General features: G+C 64.3%; 19 protein-coding genes and 3 pseudogenes. 4 read left to right on the forward strand and 18 right to left on the reverse strand.

Annotation, left to right across the window (positions count from 1 at the left end; genetic code table 11):
* Nucleotides 1-341, forward strand: a pseudogene (locus E4Q08_RS20220) (hypothetical protein); the annotation flags it as partial.
* Nucleotides 342-601: 260 nt separating this feature from the next.
* On the opposite strand, the gene E4Q08_RS20225 reads toward E4Q08_RS20220, so the two are convergent.
* From E4Q08_RS20225 to E4Q08_RS20240, 5 genes are all read right to left on the reverse strand, one after another.
* The gene (locus E4Q08_RS20225; protein WP_248595036.1) at nt 602-1,942 is read right to left on the reverse strand and encodes a DUF6399 domain-containing protein; all 1,341 of its coding nucleotides are present in this window, start codon (nt 1,940-1,942) and stop codon (nt 602-604) included.
* A 36-nt stretch (nt 1,943-1,978) separates the two neighbouring features.
* On the reverse strand, nt 1,979-2,650 hold the full coding sequence (locus tag E4Q08_RS25095) for a helix-turn-helix domain-containing protein (RefSeq protein WP_248595037.1): 672 nt from the start codon (nt 2,648-2,650) through the stop codon (nt 1,979-1,981).
* Entirely contained in the window at nt 2,643-2,858 is a 216-nt protein-coding gene (locus E4Q08_RS20230) for a ribbon-helix-helix domain-containing protein (protein ID WP_288131552.1), read from the reverse strand. Before E4Q08_RS20230 ends, E4Q08_RS25095 begins: the two co-directional genes overlap by 8 nt.
* Nucleotides 2,836-3,084: a putative toxin-antitoxin system toxin component, PIN family gene (locus E4Q08_RS26265; protein WP_372703809.1), complete on the reverse strand. Its 249-nt coding sequence runs from the start codon at nt 3,082-3,084 to the stop codon at nt 2,836-2,838. The genes E4Q08_RS20230 and E4Q08_RS26265 overlap by 23 nt, the downstream gene beginning before the upstream one ends.
* Nucleotides 3,085-3,256: 172 nt before the next feature.
* Nucleotides 3,257-3,523 carry a ribbon-helix-helix domain-containing protein gene (locus tag E4Q08_RS20240; RefSeq protein WP_034916234.1) on the reverse strand — a complete coding sequence of 89 codons (267 nt, stop codon included), beginning with the start codon at nt 3,521-3,523 and terminating at the stop codon, nt 3,257-3,259.
* A gap of 167 nt (nt 3,524-3,690) precedes the next feature.
* On the opposite strand from E4Q08_RS20240, the pseudogene E4Q08_RS20245 reads away from it, so the two are divergent.
* Nucleotides 3,691-3,846 (forward strand): annotated as a pseudogene (locus E4Q08_RS20245) (hypothetical protein); the annotation flags it as partial.
* Between the two features lie 269 nt (nt 3,847-4,115).
* Here E4Q08_RS20245 and E4Q08_RS20250 read toward each other — a convergent pair.
* The 12 genes from E4Q08_RS20250 to E4Q08_RS20305 all read right to left on the reverse strand — a co-directional run bounded on the left by E4Q08_RS20250 (nt 4,116) and on the right by E4Q08_RS20305 (nt 11,838).
* Nucleotides 4,116-5,609 (reverse strand): F0F1 ATP synthase subunit alpha, encoded by a 1,494-nt coding sequence (locus tag E4Q08_RS20250; protein ID WP_169071693.1) that lies wholly within the window; start codon nt 5,607-5,609, stop codon nt 4,116-4,118.
* The gene (locus E4Q08_RS20255; RefSeq protein WP_169071694.1) at nt 5,599-6,345 is read right to left on the reverse strand and encodes a F0F1 ATP synthase subunit delta; all 747 of its coding nucleotides are present in this window, start codon (nt 6,343-6,345) and stop codon (nt 5,599-5,601) included. The genes E4Q08_RS20250 and E4Q08_RS20255 overlap by 11 nt, the downstream gene beginning before the upstream one ends.
* Before the next feature lie 9 nt (nt 6,346-6,354).
* On the reverse strand, nt 6,355-6,621 hold the full coding sequence (locus E4Q08_RS20260; protein WP_169071695.1) for an ATP synthase subunit C-like protein: 267 nt from the start codon (nt 6,619-6,621) through the stop codon (nt 6,355-6,357).
* Nucleotides 6,622-6,639: 18 nt separating this feature from the next.
* Complete coding sequence (locus E4Q08_RS20265) at nt 6,640-7,326, reverse strand: F0F1 ATP synthase subunit A (protein ID WP_169071696.1); 687 nt, start codon at nt 7,324-7,326, stop codon at nt 6,640-6,642.
* Nucleotides 7,326-7,598: an AtpZ/AtpI family protein gene (locus E4Q08_RS20270; protein WP_169071697.1), complete on the reverse strand. Its 273-nt coding sequence runs from the start codon at nt 7,596-7,598 to the stop codon at nt 7,326-7,328. The genes E4Q08_RS20265 and E4Q08_RS20270 overlap by 1 nt, the downstream gene beginning before the upstream one ends.
* Before the next feature lie 74 nt (nt 7,599-7,672).
* Entirely contained in the window at nt 7,673-8,077 is a 405-nt protein-coding gene (locus tag E4Q08_RS20275; RefSeq protein WP_169071698.1) for a F0F1 ATP synthase subunit delta/epsilon, read from the reverse strand.
* Nucleotides 8,074-9,429, reverse strand: a complete 1,356-nt coding sequence (atpD, locus tag E4Q08_RS20280; protein WP_169071705.1) for a F0F1 ATP synthase subunit beta — start codon at nt 9,427-9,429, stop codon at nt 8,074-8,076. The genes E4Q08_RS20275 and atpD overlap by 4 nt, the downstream gene beginning before the upstream one ends.
* A gap of 74 nt (nt 9,430-9,503) precedes the next feature.
* Nucleotides 9,504-9,872: a cytochrome b5 domain-containing protein gene (locus tag E4Q08_RS20285; RefSeq protein ID WP_211203511.1), complete on the reverse strand. Its 369-nt coding sequence runs from the start codon at nt 9,870-9,872 to the stop codon at nt 9,504-9,506.
* Entirely contained in the window at nt 9,872-11,125 is a 1,254-nt protein-coding gene (locus E4Q08_RS20290; protein ID WP_169071699.1) for a ferric reductase-like transmembrane domain-containing protein, read from the reverse strand. Before E4Q08_RS20290 ends, E4Q08_RS20285 begins: the two co-directional genes overlap by 1 nt.
* An 18-nt stretch (nt 11,126-11,143) precedes the next feature.
* Nucleotides 11,144-11,449, reverse strand: a complete 306-nt coding sequence (locus E4Q08_RS20295) for a hypothetical protein (protein WP_169071700.1) — start codon at nt 11,447-11,449, stop codon at nt 11,144-11,146.
* The gene (locus tag E4Q08_RS20300; protein ID WP_169071701.1) at nt 11,442-11,591 is read right to left on the reverse strand and encodes a hypothetical protein; all 150 of its coding nucleotides are present in this window, start codon (nt 11,589-11,591) and stop codon (nt 11,442-11,444) included. The genes E4Q08_RS20295 and E4Q08_RS20300 overlap by 8 nt, the downstream gene beginning before the upstream one ends.
* Nucleotides 11,592-11,607: 16 nt before the next feature.
* Complete coding sequence (locus tag E4Q08_RS20305) at nt 11,608-11,838, reverse strand: hypothetical protein (RefSeq protein WP_169071692.1); 231 nt, start codon at nt 11,836-11,838, stop codon at nt 11,608-11,610.
* A gap of 328 nt (nt 11,839-12,166) precedes the next feature.
* Here E4Q08_RS20305 and E4Q08_RS20310 point away from each other — a divergent pair, with 328 nt between their 5' ends.
* Together E4Q08_RS20310 and E4Q08_RS20315 are read left to right on the forward strand one after the other, a co-directional pair.
* On the forward strand, nt 12,167-13,258 hold the full coding sequence (locus E4Q08_RS20310) for a hypothetical protein (RefSeq protein WP_308240187.1): 1,092 nt from the start codon (nt 12,167-12,169) through the stop codon (nt 13,256-13,258).
* Nucleotides 13,258-13,626, forward strand: a pseudogene (locus E4Q08_RS20315) (antitoxin); the annotation flags it as partial. The gene E4Q08_RS20310 and the pseudogene E4Q08_RS20315, both read left to right, overlap by 1 nt.
* A gap of 123 nt (nt 13,627-13,749) precedes the next feature.
* Here E4Q08_RS20315 and E4Q08_RS20320 read toward each other — a convergent pair.
* Nucleotides 13,750-13,929 carry a hypothetical protein gene (locus tag E4Q08_RS20320; protein WP_248595038.1) on the reverse strand — a complete coding sequence of 60 codons (180 nt, stop codon included), beginning with the start codon at nt 13,927-13,929 and terminating at the stop codon, nt 13,750-13,752.
* Nucleotide 13,930 lies beyond the last annotated feature (1 nt).

The following is a 13,930-nucleotide window of genomic DNA, read 5'->3' on the forward strand; positions in this document are numbered from 1 at the left end:
TGGGACAGGCCCGCGAGGTGGTTGCAGAGATGAAACTGCACCTCGAACCTGCATCGGTCGATGACCCGCAGGCTCCGGTGCGCGTCGCCTGGCGCTATTTCTCCAACCGACTCGACCAGTTGGACTACCCCCGCGCACTTGCGCTGAATCTGCCCGTCGGCTCTGGCGAGGTCGAGAGTTCTCATCGCTACCTCGTGCAGGCCCGCCTCAAGCGCCCAGGGGCTTGGTGGCGTGCGGACATGGCTCAAGCCATGATCAACCTGCGTGTCATGCGACATAACCAGCTGTGGGAAACCTATTGGGAAAAGCGCTGGGCGGAGCCTCTACGCAGAGCGGCTTAAAACCGAGACTCCCCGTCCAACACTTTCGTTCGCACCCGTCTCGACCCGTTGAGTTGCAAGTTCTTCCAGACAACGTTTCAGCGACAAACTTGCAGGCCACCCACCTCGGTGGCTTGGCCTTGATCATCGTTCCGGCCACCCCCTACGCCGCCAGCGGCATCAGATAGGGCGGCTTGGGCGGTCGAAGTCGTCGTCGCGCGGGTCGTGGGGGCAACGGCATGCGCTGGAGCGCCTGCGTGAACAATGTTTCGTGGGCACGGCTAAAAAAAGCGCTCGGCGGCGGTTGTGCCGTCGGCGCGACGGATGTGATAGTTGTGCACGGCGGTGAGCGCCGCGAGCTTGCGGTCGCTCAGGCGATGGCGGCCCTGGTGATGCAGGGCCAGTTGTCCGTTACGGCCCTCCACCCCGGAACTGCTGCGCTGGAAGCGATCGGCGCATTCGCCGGCCACCTGTTCCAGGCGCGCGATCTCGGTGGACGGTAAGGCCTGGATCGGATGCGCGCCGTGACGCAGCGGTTCGAGCAACTGGCGGCTCAGCGCGCGTAGTCGGTGACGCGGCTCGGCGAGGGTGCTGCGCTCGGCGACGCGCTCCAGATACAGAGCAGGAATCAGTTCTTCGACGAGGGCGCGCTCCAGGTCGAGGGGCAGCGCGAGGGCCTCGACCTGCACCTGCAGGGTGGCGAAGAAAAAGGGAATGGTGGCCAGCAGTTGGGTGGTCAAACGTTGCGCTTTGGCCAGGCGTTCACGGGCGCGCGTCGGCAGCTCAGCGGCTGCGGCGAGGCGCCCGAGCCGCGTCCAGACGTCGTTGAGGCGCTGCGCGACCTGTTCGACGGGTTGTGCCTGTCCACACTCCAGGTCATACGGGTGATACCCGATGCCCAGTTCACGCACCAGTTCCCGGGCTTCGCACTGACGCGCCTGCGCCTCGGCATGCGCGATTTCGGCCTGCACCACCTCGCTCACGGCGGCGCGGATGCGGGCGGCGAACGCGGGCGGGCGACCGCAGGGACGTGGCGACTGGTCTTCGTATGCCTGCTGGGCCGCCCGCTCAACCGCCCAGCGCGTCTGGGCGGCGGTCACGGTCGCAGCGGCCTGCCGGACCTGGCGGGCCAGGTGTAGGCTGGTGGCCTTCGATACCTCGTGCTGACCATGGAAGAGGTCCGGCGAATGATGCACACCCAGGTCCACCTCGACATGCCGATGCAACGCCCCGGCCTCGTCGCTGGTGCCCTGAATCACGGCGACATCCAAGCCGACCAGGGCTTCCTGGAGCGCCTGCGTCCAGGTCGCCGCCTGACGATCCGCCGCGTACTGTTCCAGAAGAAGAAAGCCCGACACCGGCTCCAGCGCCACCAGACCCATCTGTGGATGGAAAGTCTCATCCTCACACACCGTGAGATCCCGGTGCGGCATGCCCCGCGCCAGCGCCGCGCGCTGCTCCTCCGCGACGGCGACCAGCGCCTCCTCCAGCGCCGCATTGAGGCCTTGCTGGGTGCCGTAGCTGGCGCCGACGAAGGCCGACAGCCCGCTCAACTCAAGGAATTGGCACACCACCCGAACTCCGGCACCACCCTGCAGGGTGATGCTGAAGTGCGCCGCCAAAGCCGCTGGGGCCGCGCCGACCGCAACCGGTTTGCATCACTCCTGCAAGGTACTGCGTGCCAGGCCGAGGTCGGCGGCTACCTGCCGTTGCGGCTGTCCCGCCGCCAAGCGCGCGCTGGCCGCCCCAAGCTGTTCAGCCCGCTCCAGGCGCGAGCGCGCTTCACGACCCACCCACCATCGACCACCGTGCAGCGCACAGTGGCACCGGCCTCGTATCTGGGCTATAGTCAATCCCGGCAGGACCTTCGAGCATCTTCCTTCTCCCTCGGTGAGTTTGCACTTCCAAGGGTACGAGATTTCGAGGGGCCTGCCACTCCTTTCTCCACGCTCAGCACTTGGCCTTGGCCGGAATGATGATCGAGGCCAAAAGGGGCGTCGATCAAGGACGCCTTTCTGATGTCTATCAGACAACTGCTGTCGCTGACGATGATGCGCATGGGCGGCCTGCGGCCCTTGCAGGCCGCTTTTGACATCGGAGATGGGAGCGCGCAGCAACTCCGGCGCCTTGCTCAGCGAGATCAGCCCCTCGGCCAGCGCCCAATAGCAAAGTCGCTCGAAGCGCTGCGCCCGTTCGATGGACCCGCGGGCGACGGCCGGGCACAGTTCGCCCTTGCTGTCATTGAGCACCATGGAAGGGGTGACGCCTTTGATCGTGCCGCCGTAGCAGGTCCGTTCAACGCCGAGTTCCCGGCGGGCGAGTCTACACATCTTGGCTGGCGGGAACGCGCGCGGCTCTTCTTTTGCGGCCTTCGCGCTTGATTTCCTCGGGGTCCCATGGCGTGGGCTCGCCGCTGTCGAGGCCATCGCGGATATCCTGGCGTAACTGTTCGAGCTTGGCCGCCCGCACGCGATCCTGTTCGTCCATGAGGCGAAACGCCTTGCGGATAACATCCTCAAGCTGGTACTCGGTCGTCACCGTGGACCGTCCACGGCATCGCGAGAAATGTCGCGGGCGTCACGATGGCAATGCTCTTGAACGGATGCAACGACAGCAAGTCTTTGTCGCCCGTGACCAGCACGTTGGCTGAAGCAGCGATTGCACAGCCAAGCACGTGATCGTCATTGGGATCGCGCGAGGCATGAACGGCAGCCGGCTCGCACCAGATAGCCTCTCTCCACAAGTAGGCGCAGGCATGGGCCACACGGGAGGAAGGCCAGTCAAATTTTCGCTCAAGGGTTTCACAAGCTCGGCCTTCAGCTCAGGGGAGACCGCGACGCGGAAGGGGGCCGTGAGCGCCTTGATCAGGGCAGTCTGCGGCACCCCTCCGAAGACGAGCGCCGAAACATAGACGCTCGTATCGGCAACGACGACCGTCACGCCGTGGGCTTGGGATCGCGGCTCGCCCGCTCGCGACGCACTTCGTGCACGGCCCGCTCGACATCGGGCTCGGTCAGACCCCGTTCGGCTGCTTTCGCCTGGCCAAAGGCATTCATTTCTGCCCACCAGTTCTTGCGCTCGTATTCGCGCAGGGCTTCGCGCACCAGTTCGCTCATCGTGCGGTGTTCGCGCCGGGCCATCTCCGCGGCGCGGGCGAGCATTTCGGGCGGCAGAGTAATGGAGAGTGTTTTCGTCGTTCGCATGGCTTCAAGGTAACAATCCTACTTAGTCGTGTCAAACATGATTTGGCAATATCCAGGATTCCGTGCGCTTTTGCGGGGTTATGCTGGGTTGACCTCTGTTTTCGTCCGTCATATTATGCATGATAAAGGACATTATCATTCGTTAGTCTGGGGATAAGGAGCAGGGGATGACGCAGGTGCTGGACGAATGGAAAGAGGATGGCCGAGATCCTGCCGAGTTTCTAACGACATTGGTGCGGCAGGCGCAGAAGCATCCGTATGCTGAGTGCAACTTTCTCAAGAAGCCGTTTCTCGACGCCTGCCAGCAGATTGGCGTTCTTTGAGAACTCCCGCAGCAACCCACGCCAGTGCTCATAGGCTCGGGAGGCCAGTCGGCACGTGGTCAACCGTCCGCCAGAGCTTGCGGTTTCGAGGCACACAGGTCCACCGGCTGGCCGCGACTGTGTCTTGAGCCGAACCACAGTGCCTTGGTCAATCAGGGTGTCAGCAGCGACTGCGCGGTAAAGCTTGCGAACTTCCTCGTGAAGGGGGCGTTGCATGCCAACCAATACACGGCCGACCAAAGATCCACCGCGACAGAGTGTATTCCATCTCACGCCGGCGGCTCATCGCACGCCTCCTGCAGCCAGCCGGCGACGGCATCCCGCCAGGCATCCCGACCCGCGGCCAGCCCGGGTCCCCCAGCCGCCGCCTGGTGCAGCAGTCTCGCCAGCCGTCCCTGGACCGCCTCACCTGCCAAGGCGTCGAATGCTCCCTCATTGTAGGCGACCAGCCAGGCCAGGTGCTGTTCCGGCGACAGCGGCGCCAGGCGTTCCTGTTTGAGCAGTTCCCGCAGCAGCCGGCCGCGCTGGATTTTGGCATCGACCCCGGCCTCCAGCCGCGAGCCGAAGCGGGTGAAGACCTCCAGTTCGAGAAACTGCAGGAAATCCAGTTTCATGCGCCCGGCCTCGGCCTTGATGGCCGGTAACTGCGCCTTGCCACCGATTCGCGAAACCGAGCGGGTGATGTCGATGGCGGGCAGAAAACCGCGCGCGTAGAGCGCCGGATCGAGGTAGATCTGGCCGTCGGTGATCGAGATCAGGTTGGTGGGTATATAGGCGGCGATCTCGCCCTGCTCGGTTTCGACGATCGGCAGGGCGGTCATGCTGCCGCTACCGTAACGCGAGGCCAGACAGGTCGAGCGTTCGAGCAGTCGCGCGTGCAGGTAGAAGATATCGCCGGGGTAGGCTTCCCGCCCCGGCGGGCGACGCAGCAGCAGCGACAGCTCGCGATAGGCCCGTGCATGCGTGGTGAGGTCGTCGTACACCACCAGCACGTCGCGGCCGCCCCACATCCATTCTTCCGCCAGGGCGCAGCCGGCGAAGGGCGCGAGGAACTTGAGCCCGGGTGTGGTGGTGGCCTCGGCGACGACGACGCAGCTGATGTCGAGAACGCCTGCCTGGCGCAGGGTCTCGATGGTGGCGACCACCGCCGAGCGCTTCTGGCTGATCAGCACATAGACGCAGAGCACATCGCGCCCTTTCTGGGCGATGATCGTGTCCATCGCCAGCGAACTCTTGCCGGTGCCCGCGTCGCCAATGATCAGTTGCCGCTGGCCTTTGCCGATCGGGATCATGGTATCGACCATCTTGCTGCCGCTGAGCAAAGGGCGCCTGACGAAATCACGGGCGGTGATCGGTGGTGAGGGGACTTCCAGCGCGCGGCGCCGCGTGAATTTCGGTTGCGGCCCGCCATCGAGGGGATTCCCCAGCGGGTCCACCACGCGGCCGAGAAAGCCGTCACCGACGCCGATATCGAGTCGCCGTCCGGTCAGATGGGCCGCTGCACCGGCAGCGAGGCCTTCCTCCTGACCGAGCAGGATGGCGCCGATGCGCTTGCTGCCGAGATGGAACACCAGCGCCTCGCTGCCATTCTCGAAACGCAGGATCTGGTCCATCGCCGCCGATGGCAGCCCCTCGATCCAGGCGATGCCGTCGCCGATCGCCGCCAGCTTGCCGATTTCGCTGATCCGCAATTGCGGCTGGTAGCCGGCGAGCCACTGGCTGCGCAGGCCGCCAGCGTTCAGTGCAGATGGGTCAGTGATCAAGCCTGCCTGCTTCCGCAAAAACGCCCAGTTCGCCGGCCAGGCTGAGATCCAGTTGCCAGGCCCCGAGCGATAGCCGGACGCCGGCCCGCAGCCCGCTGTCCTCGACGAAATCGAGGTGGACGAGCTTTCCCAGCCGGGCATCGACGGCTCCGGAGATCTGCCGGCGTTGTTCCTCCGAGAGCGGATGGGCGCTGCGCAACACGCCTTGCCGATGACCATTCTGGCCCGCCCGCAAAGGCTCCAGACGTTCTTCGGGTAAAGCCGACAGTTCCTCGACGAAGATTTCCAGCAGCCGCGCTTCGATCTCGGGGCTGGCAAGCCGGGTCAGTAGTGCGCTGGCGAACTGGCGGGCGAGGGCGCCGGACTGGCTGGCGAGTTCGCGCTGCAGGGTCTCCTGCCGGTGTGCTTCACGGGCGGCATTCCGTTGCCGCTCAGTGGCCAGGTCCCGGTTCAGCCCTTCCATCTGTCGCGCATGCTCTGCCGCCATCTGGGCATCGAACTGGCTGCGAGCGGCCGCCTTCTCTCGCTCCCAGTCGGCCAGACGGCTTTCGAACTGGCGCTGCAGGGCCAAGGCCCGTGCTTCCGTCGCGCGCGCTTCGTTGAGGGTGGCTTCGATTCCGGCCCGGCGTTCGGCCAGGGTCGCCAGTACCGGGCGAGAGAGAAAGCGTTCGAGGATCCAGATCAGCGCCAGGAAATTGATGATTTCAAGGGCAAAGGTGGTCCAGTCCAGCTCCATGGCCGCCTCCTACTTCAAGAGGTATTCGAGCAGCGGATTGCGGAAGAGGATGATCAGCACGATCACCAGGACGTAGATGGCCAGCGACTCGATCATCGCCAGGCCGATGAACAGGGTGCGGGTGATCGACTTCTCCGCCTCCGGCTGCCGCGACAGAGCCTCCAGCGCCTGCGTGATCGCCCGGCCCATGGCAATGGCCGGGAAGATGATGCCGATCGCGATGGCCAGCGTTGCCGCCACGGTGGAGACCAGGACAAACCAGTGCATGTCGCTCATGGGCTGCTTCCTTTCGTGTCATTCGATGGGGGGGGCTTCGGGGTTCTCCACAGCATGCGATTGCATGCCGCCGGCGATGTAGATCAGGGCCAGCGTGCCGAAGATGTACGCTTGGACGAGGGCTTCGACGATGTGCAGCATGAGTACCGGTACCGGCACCAGCAGGCCCGCAACCAGGAGAACCAGCAGGGCGGCCATTTCGAGGCTCATGATGTTGCCGAAGAGGCGCATTGCCAGCGCGATGGTGCGGGAAAACTCGCCGAGCAAATGAAACGGCAGGAGGATCGGGCTGGGGACCAGATAGTGGCGCAGATAATTCTTCAGACCTTCGCTGCGGATGCCGAACCAGTGCACCGAGACAAAGACCAGGCAGGCCAGCGCGGCGGTGGTCGACAGATCGCTGGTGGGTGCATGCAGACCGGGAACGATCCCGGTCAGATTGGCCACGGCGACGAACAGCCAGAGGGTACCAATGAAAGGCAGGAGCAGGCCGGATCGGCCCGGTAGCACCCCTTCGATGGCCGCCTCGATCGACTGGACGACACCTTCCAGCGCCGTTTGCACAAGACCGGGGTGGTCGACCGAAAGTCGTCGGGTCGCCAGCCAGCAGGACAGTCCGAAGGTCAGCAGGAGGCCCCAGGTGGTTACCACCGTCGAGGTGATGCGCAAGCCCCCCAGACTGAAAACAACGCTTGCCGCTTCCATTACCAGTATTTTCGGATGAAGAGATAGACATTGAACACGCCGAGCGCGAGGCCGAGGAGGATCAGATTCACCGTCCACCGCACCGTGTAGCCCTCACCCAGGCTGTCGAGCCAGCGCCCCAGATAGGCCCCCGCCAGCAGGGGCGCCAGGAACAGCACCGACAGACTGCCGAGGAAGACCGTCTGCACGAGAAGAGAGCGCCGGCTCCGTTCAGCCTCCTTGAGTCTTTCGCTGTCACGGGAAACTTCGCGACGCCACTTGTCGTCGTTCATAATGACTTACGAAGATCGTCGTTCATAATGACTTGCGAAGATGGTCGTTCATGATGACTTGCGGTGATGGTCGTTCATGACGGCCACCGATCCAGGGTGCGCAGGCGCCGGAAAAGCTCCTGCTCCAGTTGTTGGAGATTGTCCTTGACGCTCCTCAGAGCCTCTTCTTCCTGTGCCAGTTGCCCTGCCAGCAGTTCCGAGATTCGTTGATAGTCTTCGTCGCAGAGGTAGCGCCGGGTACTGACGGTCAGTTGATCGTCGGCAAAGCGCAGTACGGCGCCGGGGCAGGCGAGATACTGCCACGCACCCTGCGTGCTGCGAAAACGCGACAGGCCATAGTCGAGGACTGTCATGAAGCGGGCGCGTCCCGGCTGAATGCCGAAGCTGCCGCTGGCATCGCTGCCGACAAAGCTCTGCACCTTGTCGAACCGCTCGCAGCGCACTGCGCTCTGCAGATGCAGGGTGATCCCGCTGCTCATTGCACACACTCCATACCGGCGCGCATATAGCAGCGATCCTCGGGCAGCTCGTCGTAGCTCCCCTTGATGAACTCCTCGCAATCGGTGAGGGTCGTTGCCAGAGGTACCGAGGCCCCGGCGATACCGGTGTGGTCGGCAACGACAAAGAACGGCTGCGTGAGATAACGTTCGAGCAAGCGCGCCCGCAGAACGGTGCGCCGGTCGGCTTCCGACAGCGCTTCCATGCCCAGCATGGCGATGATGTCTTCAAGTTCGCGGTAGCGGGCGAGATGCTCGCGCACTGCTTGCGCCACCCGGTAGTGACGGTCGCCGAGGGTGACGCGATCCATCATGCGGCTGCCCGAAGCCAGGGGGTCGACCGCCGGGTAGATCCCCTTGGCCGCCTGACTGCGCGAAAGAATGACGGTGGTGTCGAGGTGGGCGAGGATCGCCCCCACCGCCGGGTCGGTCATATCGTCAGCGGGTACATACACGGCCTCGACGGCGGTGATGTTGCCGCTGCGTGTGGAAGAAATGCGCTCCTGCAATTCCGCCACTTCGGAGAGCAGTGTCGGCTGGTAACCGACCGTCGCCGGCATGCGCCCGAGCAGCCCCGAGAGCTCGCTGCCCGCCTGCACGAAGCGGAAAGCGTTGTCCATCAGGAACAGCACTTCCTTGGCGACATGGTCGCGCAGGTATTCGGCATAGGTCAGCGCCGACAGCCCAATGCGGAAGCGGACTCCCGGCGATTCGTCCATCTGACCGAACACCAGCAGCGAGCGCGGCATGACGCCGGCGTCCTGCATGTCGTGCCAGAGCTCATGTCCTTCGCGAATGCGCTCACCGACTCCGGCGAAGACCGATACCCCCTGGTGCAGGTGGACGATGGCGTTCATGAATTCCATGATCAGCACCGTCTTGCCGACACCGGCGCCACCGAACAGGCCGGTCTTGCCGCCGCGCACGAAGGGACACAGGAGGTCGATCACCTTGATGCCGGTCGGCAGGATTTCTCCCATGCCGAGCGCTTCCGAAAGCGGCGCCGGGGCCGCGACGATGGGGCGAGATTCCGTCGACGCGAGCAGCGGGCCACCATCCAGCGGGTGGCCAAAGATGTCGAGCAAGCGGCCCAGGCAATCCGGGGTCACCGGTATCTGCAGCGGCCCGCCGCTGTCAAAGACTGGCAGCAGCCGGCGCAGACCGGCCGTGCGATGCAGGGCGATCGCCCGGGCCCGGGATTCGTCGAGGTGGCGATGCACCTCGAAGGTGTAACGCTCGCCATCGAGGCAGACATACACCGCCTGATGCAGCGGCGGCAGGCGGCTGCACAGGATGTCGATGACCGGCCCGTGCACCTCCTCGATGACCCCCAGCGGCGCCTGTTCGGGTGCTGGGCAGGGTGGCCTCGCCGTGCCGGGTGGTGAGAATGAAGCCAGGAGGTCGTTGGTCACGGTTTGTTGGCAGCCAGGATGCCGATCCGGTACTTGGCGAGCAACTCGTCGGCATAGGCGGAATGCGGGCGCCCTTTGGTCTTGGTGTCATAGGCCTCGGTCGCCTCCTTGCCGCACCAGGGCAGAACGATCTCGGGGGGCGACGGATGCCGGGGCAGATAGGCGCTCAGGTCGTAGACCGCGCCGCGAATCGCCATCCAGCAGTTGTCCGGCAGTGCGTGCCTGGCCAGTTCGCTCCTTGCGATGACCTTTTCGGCCGCTACTGCAACGCTTTCTTCAGCGGGCGGCAACCACAGGCTGCTTGCCCAGAAGGCTGACACCAGCAGCCAGAAAATGAGGGTGGTGGATAGGTAGAGTCGGCGCATTATCGGAATCCGAAGTTTTCAAAATGGATATGGCGAGGCTGGATGCCGCGCGCGTGGAGGGACTGTCTGACCGCGGCCAGCATGCCCGGCGGCCCGCACAGATAACACTCAACTCCGGCCAGCTTGACTGCGTCGGGCAGGAAAGCATTGACATCCGGCGGCTCGTTCCCGGTGGCCAGAGCCTGCAGGGATAAATGTGGATCGCGTTCGGCGAGCGCGCGCAGCTCCTGCAGAAAGGCAGCGTCGGCCTCGGCGCGATAGAGATAGACGAGAGTCGTCTGCTGACTGAGCGGGCCTGCTCGCAGCAGCGCCAGGAAAGGCGTGATGCCGATGCCGCCGGCCAGCCACAGTTGCGGTGCCGCTGGCCGCTCGGCCAGGAAGGTGCCGAAGGCGCCATGCACCCGCGCCAGGACGCCCGGCTCGATGGACTGGATGCGCCGGGTGCAATCGCCGAGGGCCTTGACGCCGACGCGGATTGCACGGTCGGTGCCGATGGAGCTGACCGTGAAGGGGTGAAATTCGCCGCAACCCCGGAACGTCGGCCCGGCGAAAAAAGCGACCAGGACGAACTGTCCTGCAGTGGCGGCAATGGGTTCTGCCAGCGGCTTGAGAGAGATCTCGACCATGCCGTCAGCAACTGGCACGGCCGATTGCACGATGTACGGCCGCGCCGCCAATCCGCTATCTTCCAGCAGGAGTCGCCAGCCGAGGAACAGGGCGGCCAGTGCCAGGATCGGCAATACCGGTTCTTCGATGCCGAGTTGCAGCAGGTGCCACAGACCGGCCAGCACGCCGACCCCCAGCGAGACATGCAGCCAGCGCCAGGGTCGATAGGGTAGGCGCGTCGCGAAAGTGGCCGCCAGCCCGAGCATCAGGAGCAGCAGCGACAGCCAACCGAGCCTGACCGGCCAGCCCTGGCTGAACGGTGAAAGCGTCTGCCAGGCCAGAGCAGGAGACGCGGGCCAGGCATCGGCAGCGAGCGCCAGCGGATGTGCCAGCAGCAGGACGTAAGCGGCCATGCCGACGCGGTGATGCCATTGGTACATCCGTTCCAGTCCGCCCAGCCAGCGGGACAGCCAGGTTTCCCGCAGCATCAGCAGCAGGCTGGCGAGCAGCAGGCCGCAGCCCGCCCAACCGAGGACAATGCCCAGACTGCGTGCGAGCGACAGGCCCTCCGGGAAGGCCCAGTAAACGGGGCCTGCGGTAAAGGCAAGGATCAGCAGCGGAATCGATAGCCAGCGAAGGAGGAACATGGTGGGCTCGCGCAGGAATCAACTGGAGGGCTGGCGAGAGTCGCTTGCCGGCCGCAGGTGCTCACAGATGTCACGTCCTCCCTGCGGCAACGCCATGCCGCGCGCTCTGGCGCGCTCTTCCATGAGTTGGTGATGCGCGACCTGGTAGCTGCGGCACTCCTCGTACGTCGTGAAGCCACGAATCCTCGCCTGATGTTCGATTCGCTCATCCGCTGTCATCAACTGCCAGCCGCGGGTATTCCCCTCGCTCGCGCGCACGGGGCCACGCGCCTGCGCAGTTGCGGCGACCGACAGCAGCAGCGTGATGATCAGGACTCTATTCATTGTCTGCACCCTGCACAGGCTTCCTCAGCCAATGGACCAACCCGAAAAAGCCGATCGAGCCAACCAGCAAGACCAGCGCCACGCGCAGGTCGTTGAGTGCCGCCGGGGCAGCGATCAGCAGAATGCCCACTCCCAGCATCATGGCCCCCGAAACCGGTTTAAGCAATTCGTCCCTCGGTCTCCGACATTTGCTCGCTGAAGAAGCCGCGTGCCTGCATGCGGTCGCAAGCATTTTGCCGCGCTGCCATCAAGGTCGTGCCTTTTTCCTTGGCGCGTGCCTCCATGGCCTGACGGTGCTCAAGCTGGATCGCCTTGCATTCGTCGAGGGTCTTGGACGAGCATCTTGTCGTGGTGGGCGCCTCACGGCCTTGCCGTCGCGGACGGTTCATGCGTTGCGCTCCCCGGTCGCGAGCATATTGCCTTCGACAAAGGTTTGATGGGCGGTGGCAGTCGGCCCGATGGTGGCAAGTACCTCCGCGACGAACTTCCGTTTGACCATGGAAGCGCTGAAGACGTCGCCAGGGCGTCTGAGCGACTGACCATCTGTGGCTTCAGCGGACGGGTTCACGGGGACAGGTTTTCGGTTTTCGTGGATCGTTGCGATCGTGGTTCAGGGAATCCTAAAGATTTGCTGTGCAGCAAATATTGCCTTATCTTGGGAATATCCTATACAGTTTCTTCATTCGCTGCACAGCGAATAACCCATGAGGCACGATCGTGAACACCCCTGAAGTCGAGCGCGCGTTGATCGCCGAACTCCTGGAAGCCCTGCGGGCCCTCCCGGACGTGACGGCTGATCTCGCGTGCCAAGGCGACGCCGGCGGGCAGGCCGCGGTGAACGACGTTTCGGTCTCGATGCTGGTCGCCGGGCGTCCATTGGCACTGCTGGTCAGGATCCGAAAGGCGCTCTATCCGCGGGATGTCCGGCAGGCACTTTGGCAGATCCGGGATGCGGCGTCGCGGCGCATTGGCGATGCCGGCGCAGAAAACGCCGTGTCGCTGCTTGTAGCCGAATCGATCTCCCCGGGCGCCAAGGAGTTGCTGCAAGCGGAGCGGGTCGGTTATTTCGACGCCGGGGGCAGCCTGTACCTCCCCGCACCGGGTGCGCTCTTCTTCGTGGACAAGCCGCCGTCGAAGTCGACCTCCCGCGCCATTCGTTCGCTGTTTTCAGGGCGCCGTGCGCACGTGCTGCATGGTCTGCTGATGCGTCGCGAGGACTGGCTCGGTGTGACCGATCTGGCCGAAGACGTCTCGGCATCCCCATCGACGGTGTCGATGGTCTTGACCGAACTGGAGCGACTCGATTGGCTGGGTTCGCGGGGACAGGGGCCGGGCAAGCAGCGGCGCGTGCGTCAGCCTGCCGCACTGCTGGATGCCTGGGCAACGAGCCTGAAGCAGCAACCGGCCGAGGCGATGCGAAGGTTCTTCGTTCCGTCCATGAAAACCGACGCCCTGGCCGCAGGACTCGAAGGCGTGTGTTCATCGCGTGGAATCGACTACGCGGTCACCCATGAAGCGGCTGCCCAGCGCTACGCCCCGTTTCTGTCGAACGTCTCGCAGGTTCGCATCCGCTTGCCAGTCGGCTCGGCCACCGAAGCAGCGCTGGGCGAACTGGGCGCCCGCCCCGTCAGTGAGGGAGCGAATCTGGTGGTCATCGACGCCAAATCGCCAGGGGATCTGCTGTTCAGGCAGCGGGTGGACGGTGTCTGGCTGGCCAGCCCGATCCAGACCTACCTGGACCTCGTGTGCGCCGAGGGGCGCGCCAAGGAGTTGGCCGAGCACCTGCGCAAAGAAAGGATCGGCTTCTGATGGTCAAACCGACCCACTTCGGTGGATACAGCGATGCCTACACCGTGGACTGCGAGCGCGTTCTCGTCACGCTGCTGCGCGGACTCGGCCCATGGAAGGAATCGGTTTTCCTAGTGGGAGGACTGACCCTGCGCTATCTGGTGCCCCAGCGTCCACCCGACGTGCCTGCGCACGCCGGCACGCTGGATGTCGACATCGTCATCGATCTGCAGCTCCTGGCCGACACCGACGCGTACCACTCGCTGGAGGACAACCTGAAGCGCATGGGGTTCGAACGCGCTGTCAATGAACAGGGCTTGAAGCTTTCGTGGCGCTGGCAGACGCGCACCGAGCACGGCGCGCTGATGGTGCTGGAGATCCTTGCCGATTGTTAGTGGCTGGAAGGAAGCGCGCATAAATGGCGCAGAAGAATGGCAGAGAATGCTGGACTGATTGAGTGGACAAAGGAGGGGCCGGTAAGGGCCCCTTGAGGATTGGAAGGTTGGCAGCGGTTAGAACGGCGGCTCTTCGGTCCAGGGGTCGTAGGGATTGGCGTCGCTGTCCCTGGATTGCTCGTCACGAAGCAGTTCAAAGAGGGCGGTCTGGTAGTGAGCGCAGATCCGGTCCCGCAAGTCGTCGAGCAGTTCGACGACGGCGAAAGCCTGGGCCGGTGTCCATTCGGCGGATATCAGG

Source organism: Candidatus Accumulibacter contiguus (genome assembly GCF_012940005.1).
Taxonomy (GTDB): Bacteria; Pseudomonadota; Gammaproteobacteria; order Burkholderiales; family Rhodocyclaceae; genus Accumulibacter; species Accumulibacter contiguus.

What these genes read in the sequence shown, in the direction of transcription:
- E4Q08_RS20255 (WP_169071694.1), bottom strand. Translation starts at nt 6,345, where the DNA reads ATGGAGCTGGACTGGACCACCTTTGCCCTTGAAATCATCAATTTCCTG.
- E4Q08_RS20305 (WP_169071692.1), bottom strand. Translation starts at nt 11,838, where the DNA reads ATGAACCGTCCGCGACGGCAAGGCCGTGAGGCGCCCACCACGACAAGA.
- E4Q08_RS20240 (WP_034916234.1), bottom strand. Translation starts at nt 3,523, where the DNA reads ATGCGAACGACGAAAACACTCTCCATTACTCTGCCGCCCGAAATGCTC.
- E4Q08_RS20285 (WP_211203511.1), bottom strand. Translation starts at nt 9,872, where the DNA reads ATGCGCCGACTCTACCTATCCACCACCCTCATTTTCTGGCTGCTGGTG.
- E4Q08_RS20265 (WP_169071696.1), bottom strand. Translation starts at nt 7,326, where the DNA reads ATGGAAGCGGCAAGCGTTGTTTTCAGTCTGGGGGGCTTGCGCATCACC.
- E4Q08_RS20275 (WP_169071698.1), bottom strand. Translation starts at nt 8,077, where the DNA reads ATGAGCAGCGGGATCACCCTGCATCTGCAGAGCGCAGTGCGCTGCGAG.
- E4Q08_RS20270 (WP_169071697.1), bottom strand. Translation starts at nt 7,598, where the DNA reads ATGAACGACGACAAGTGGCGTCGCGAAGTTTCCCGTGACAGCGAAAGA.
- E4Q08_RS25095 (WP_248595037.1), bottom strand. Translation starts at nt 2,650, where the DNA reads ATGTGTAGACTCGCCCGCCGGGAACTCGGCGTTGAACGGACCTGCTAC.
- E4Q08_RS20260 (WP_169071695.1), bottom strand. Translation starts at nt 6,621, where the DNA reads ATGAGCGACATGCACTGGTTTGTCCTGGTCTCCACCGTGGCGGCAACG.
- E4Q08_RS20290 (WP_169071699.1), bottom strand. Translation starts at nt 11,125, where the DNA reads ATGTTCCTCCTTCGCTGGCTATCGATTCCGCTGCTGATCCTTGCCTTT.
- E4Q08_RS20295 (WP_169071700.1), bottom strand. Translation starts at nt 11,449, where the DNA reads ATGAATAGAGTCCTGATCATCACGCTGCTGCTGTCGGTCGCCGCAACT.
- E4Q08_RS20300 (WP_169071701.1), bottom strand. Translation starts at nt 11,591, where the DNA reads ATGATGCTGGGAGTGGGCATTCTGCTGATCGCTGCCCCGGCGGCACTC.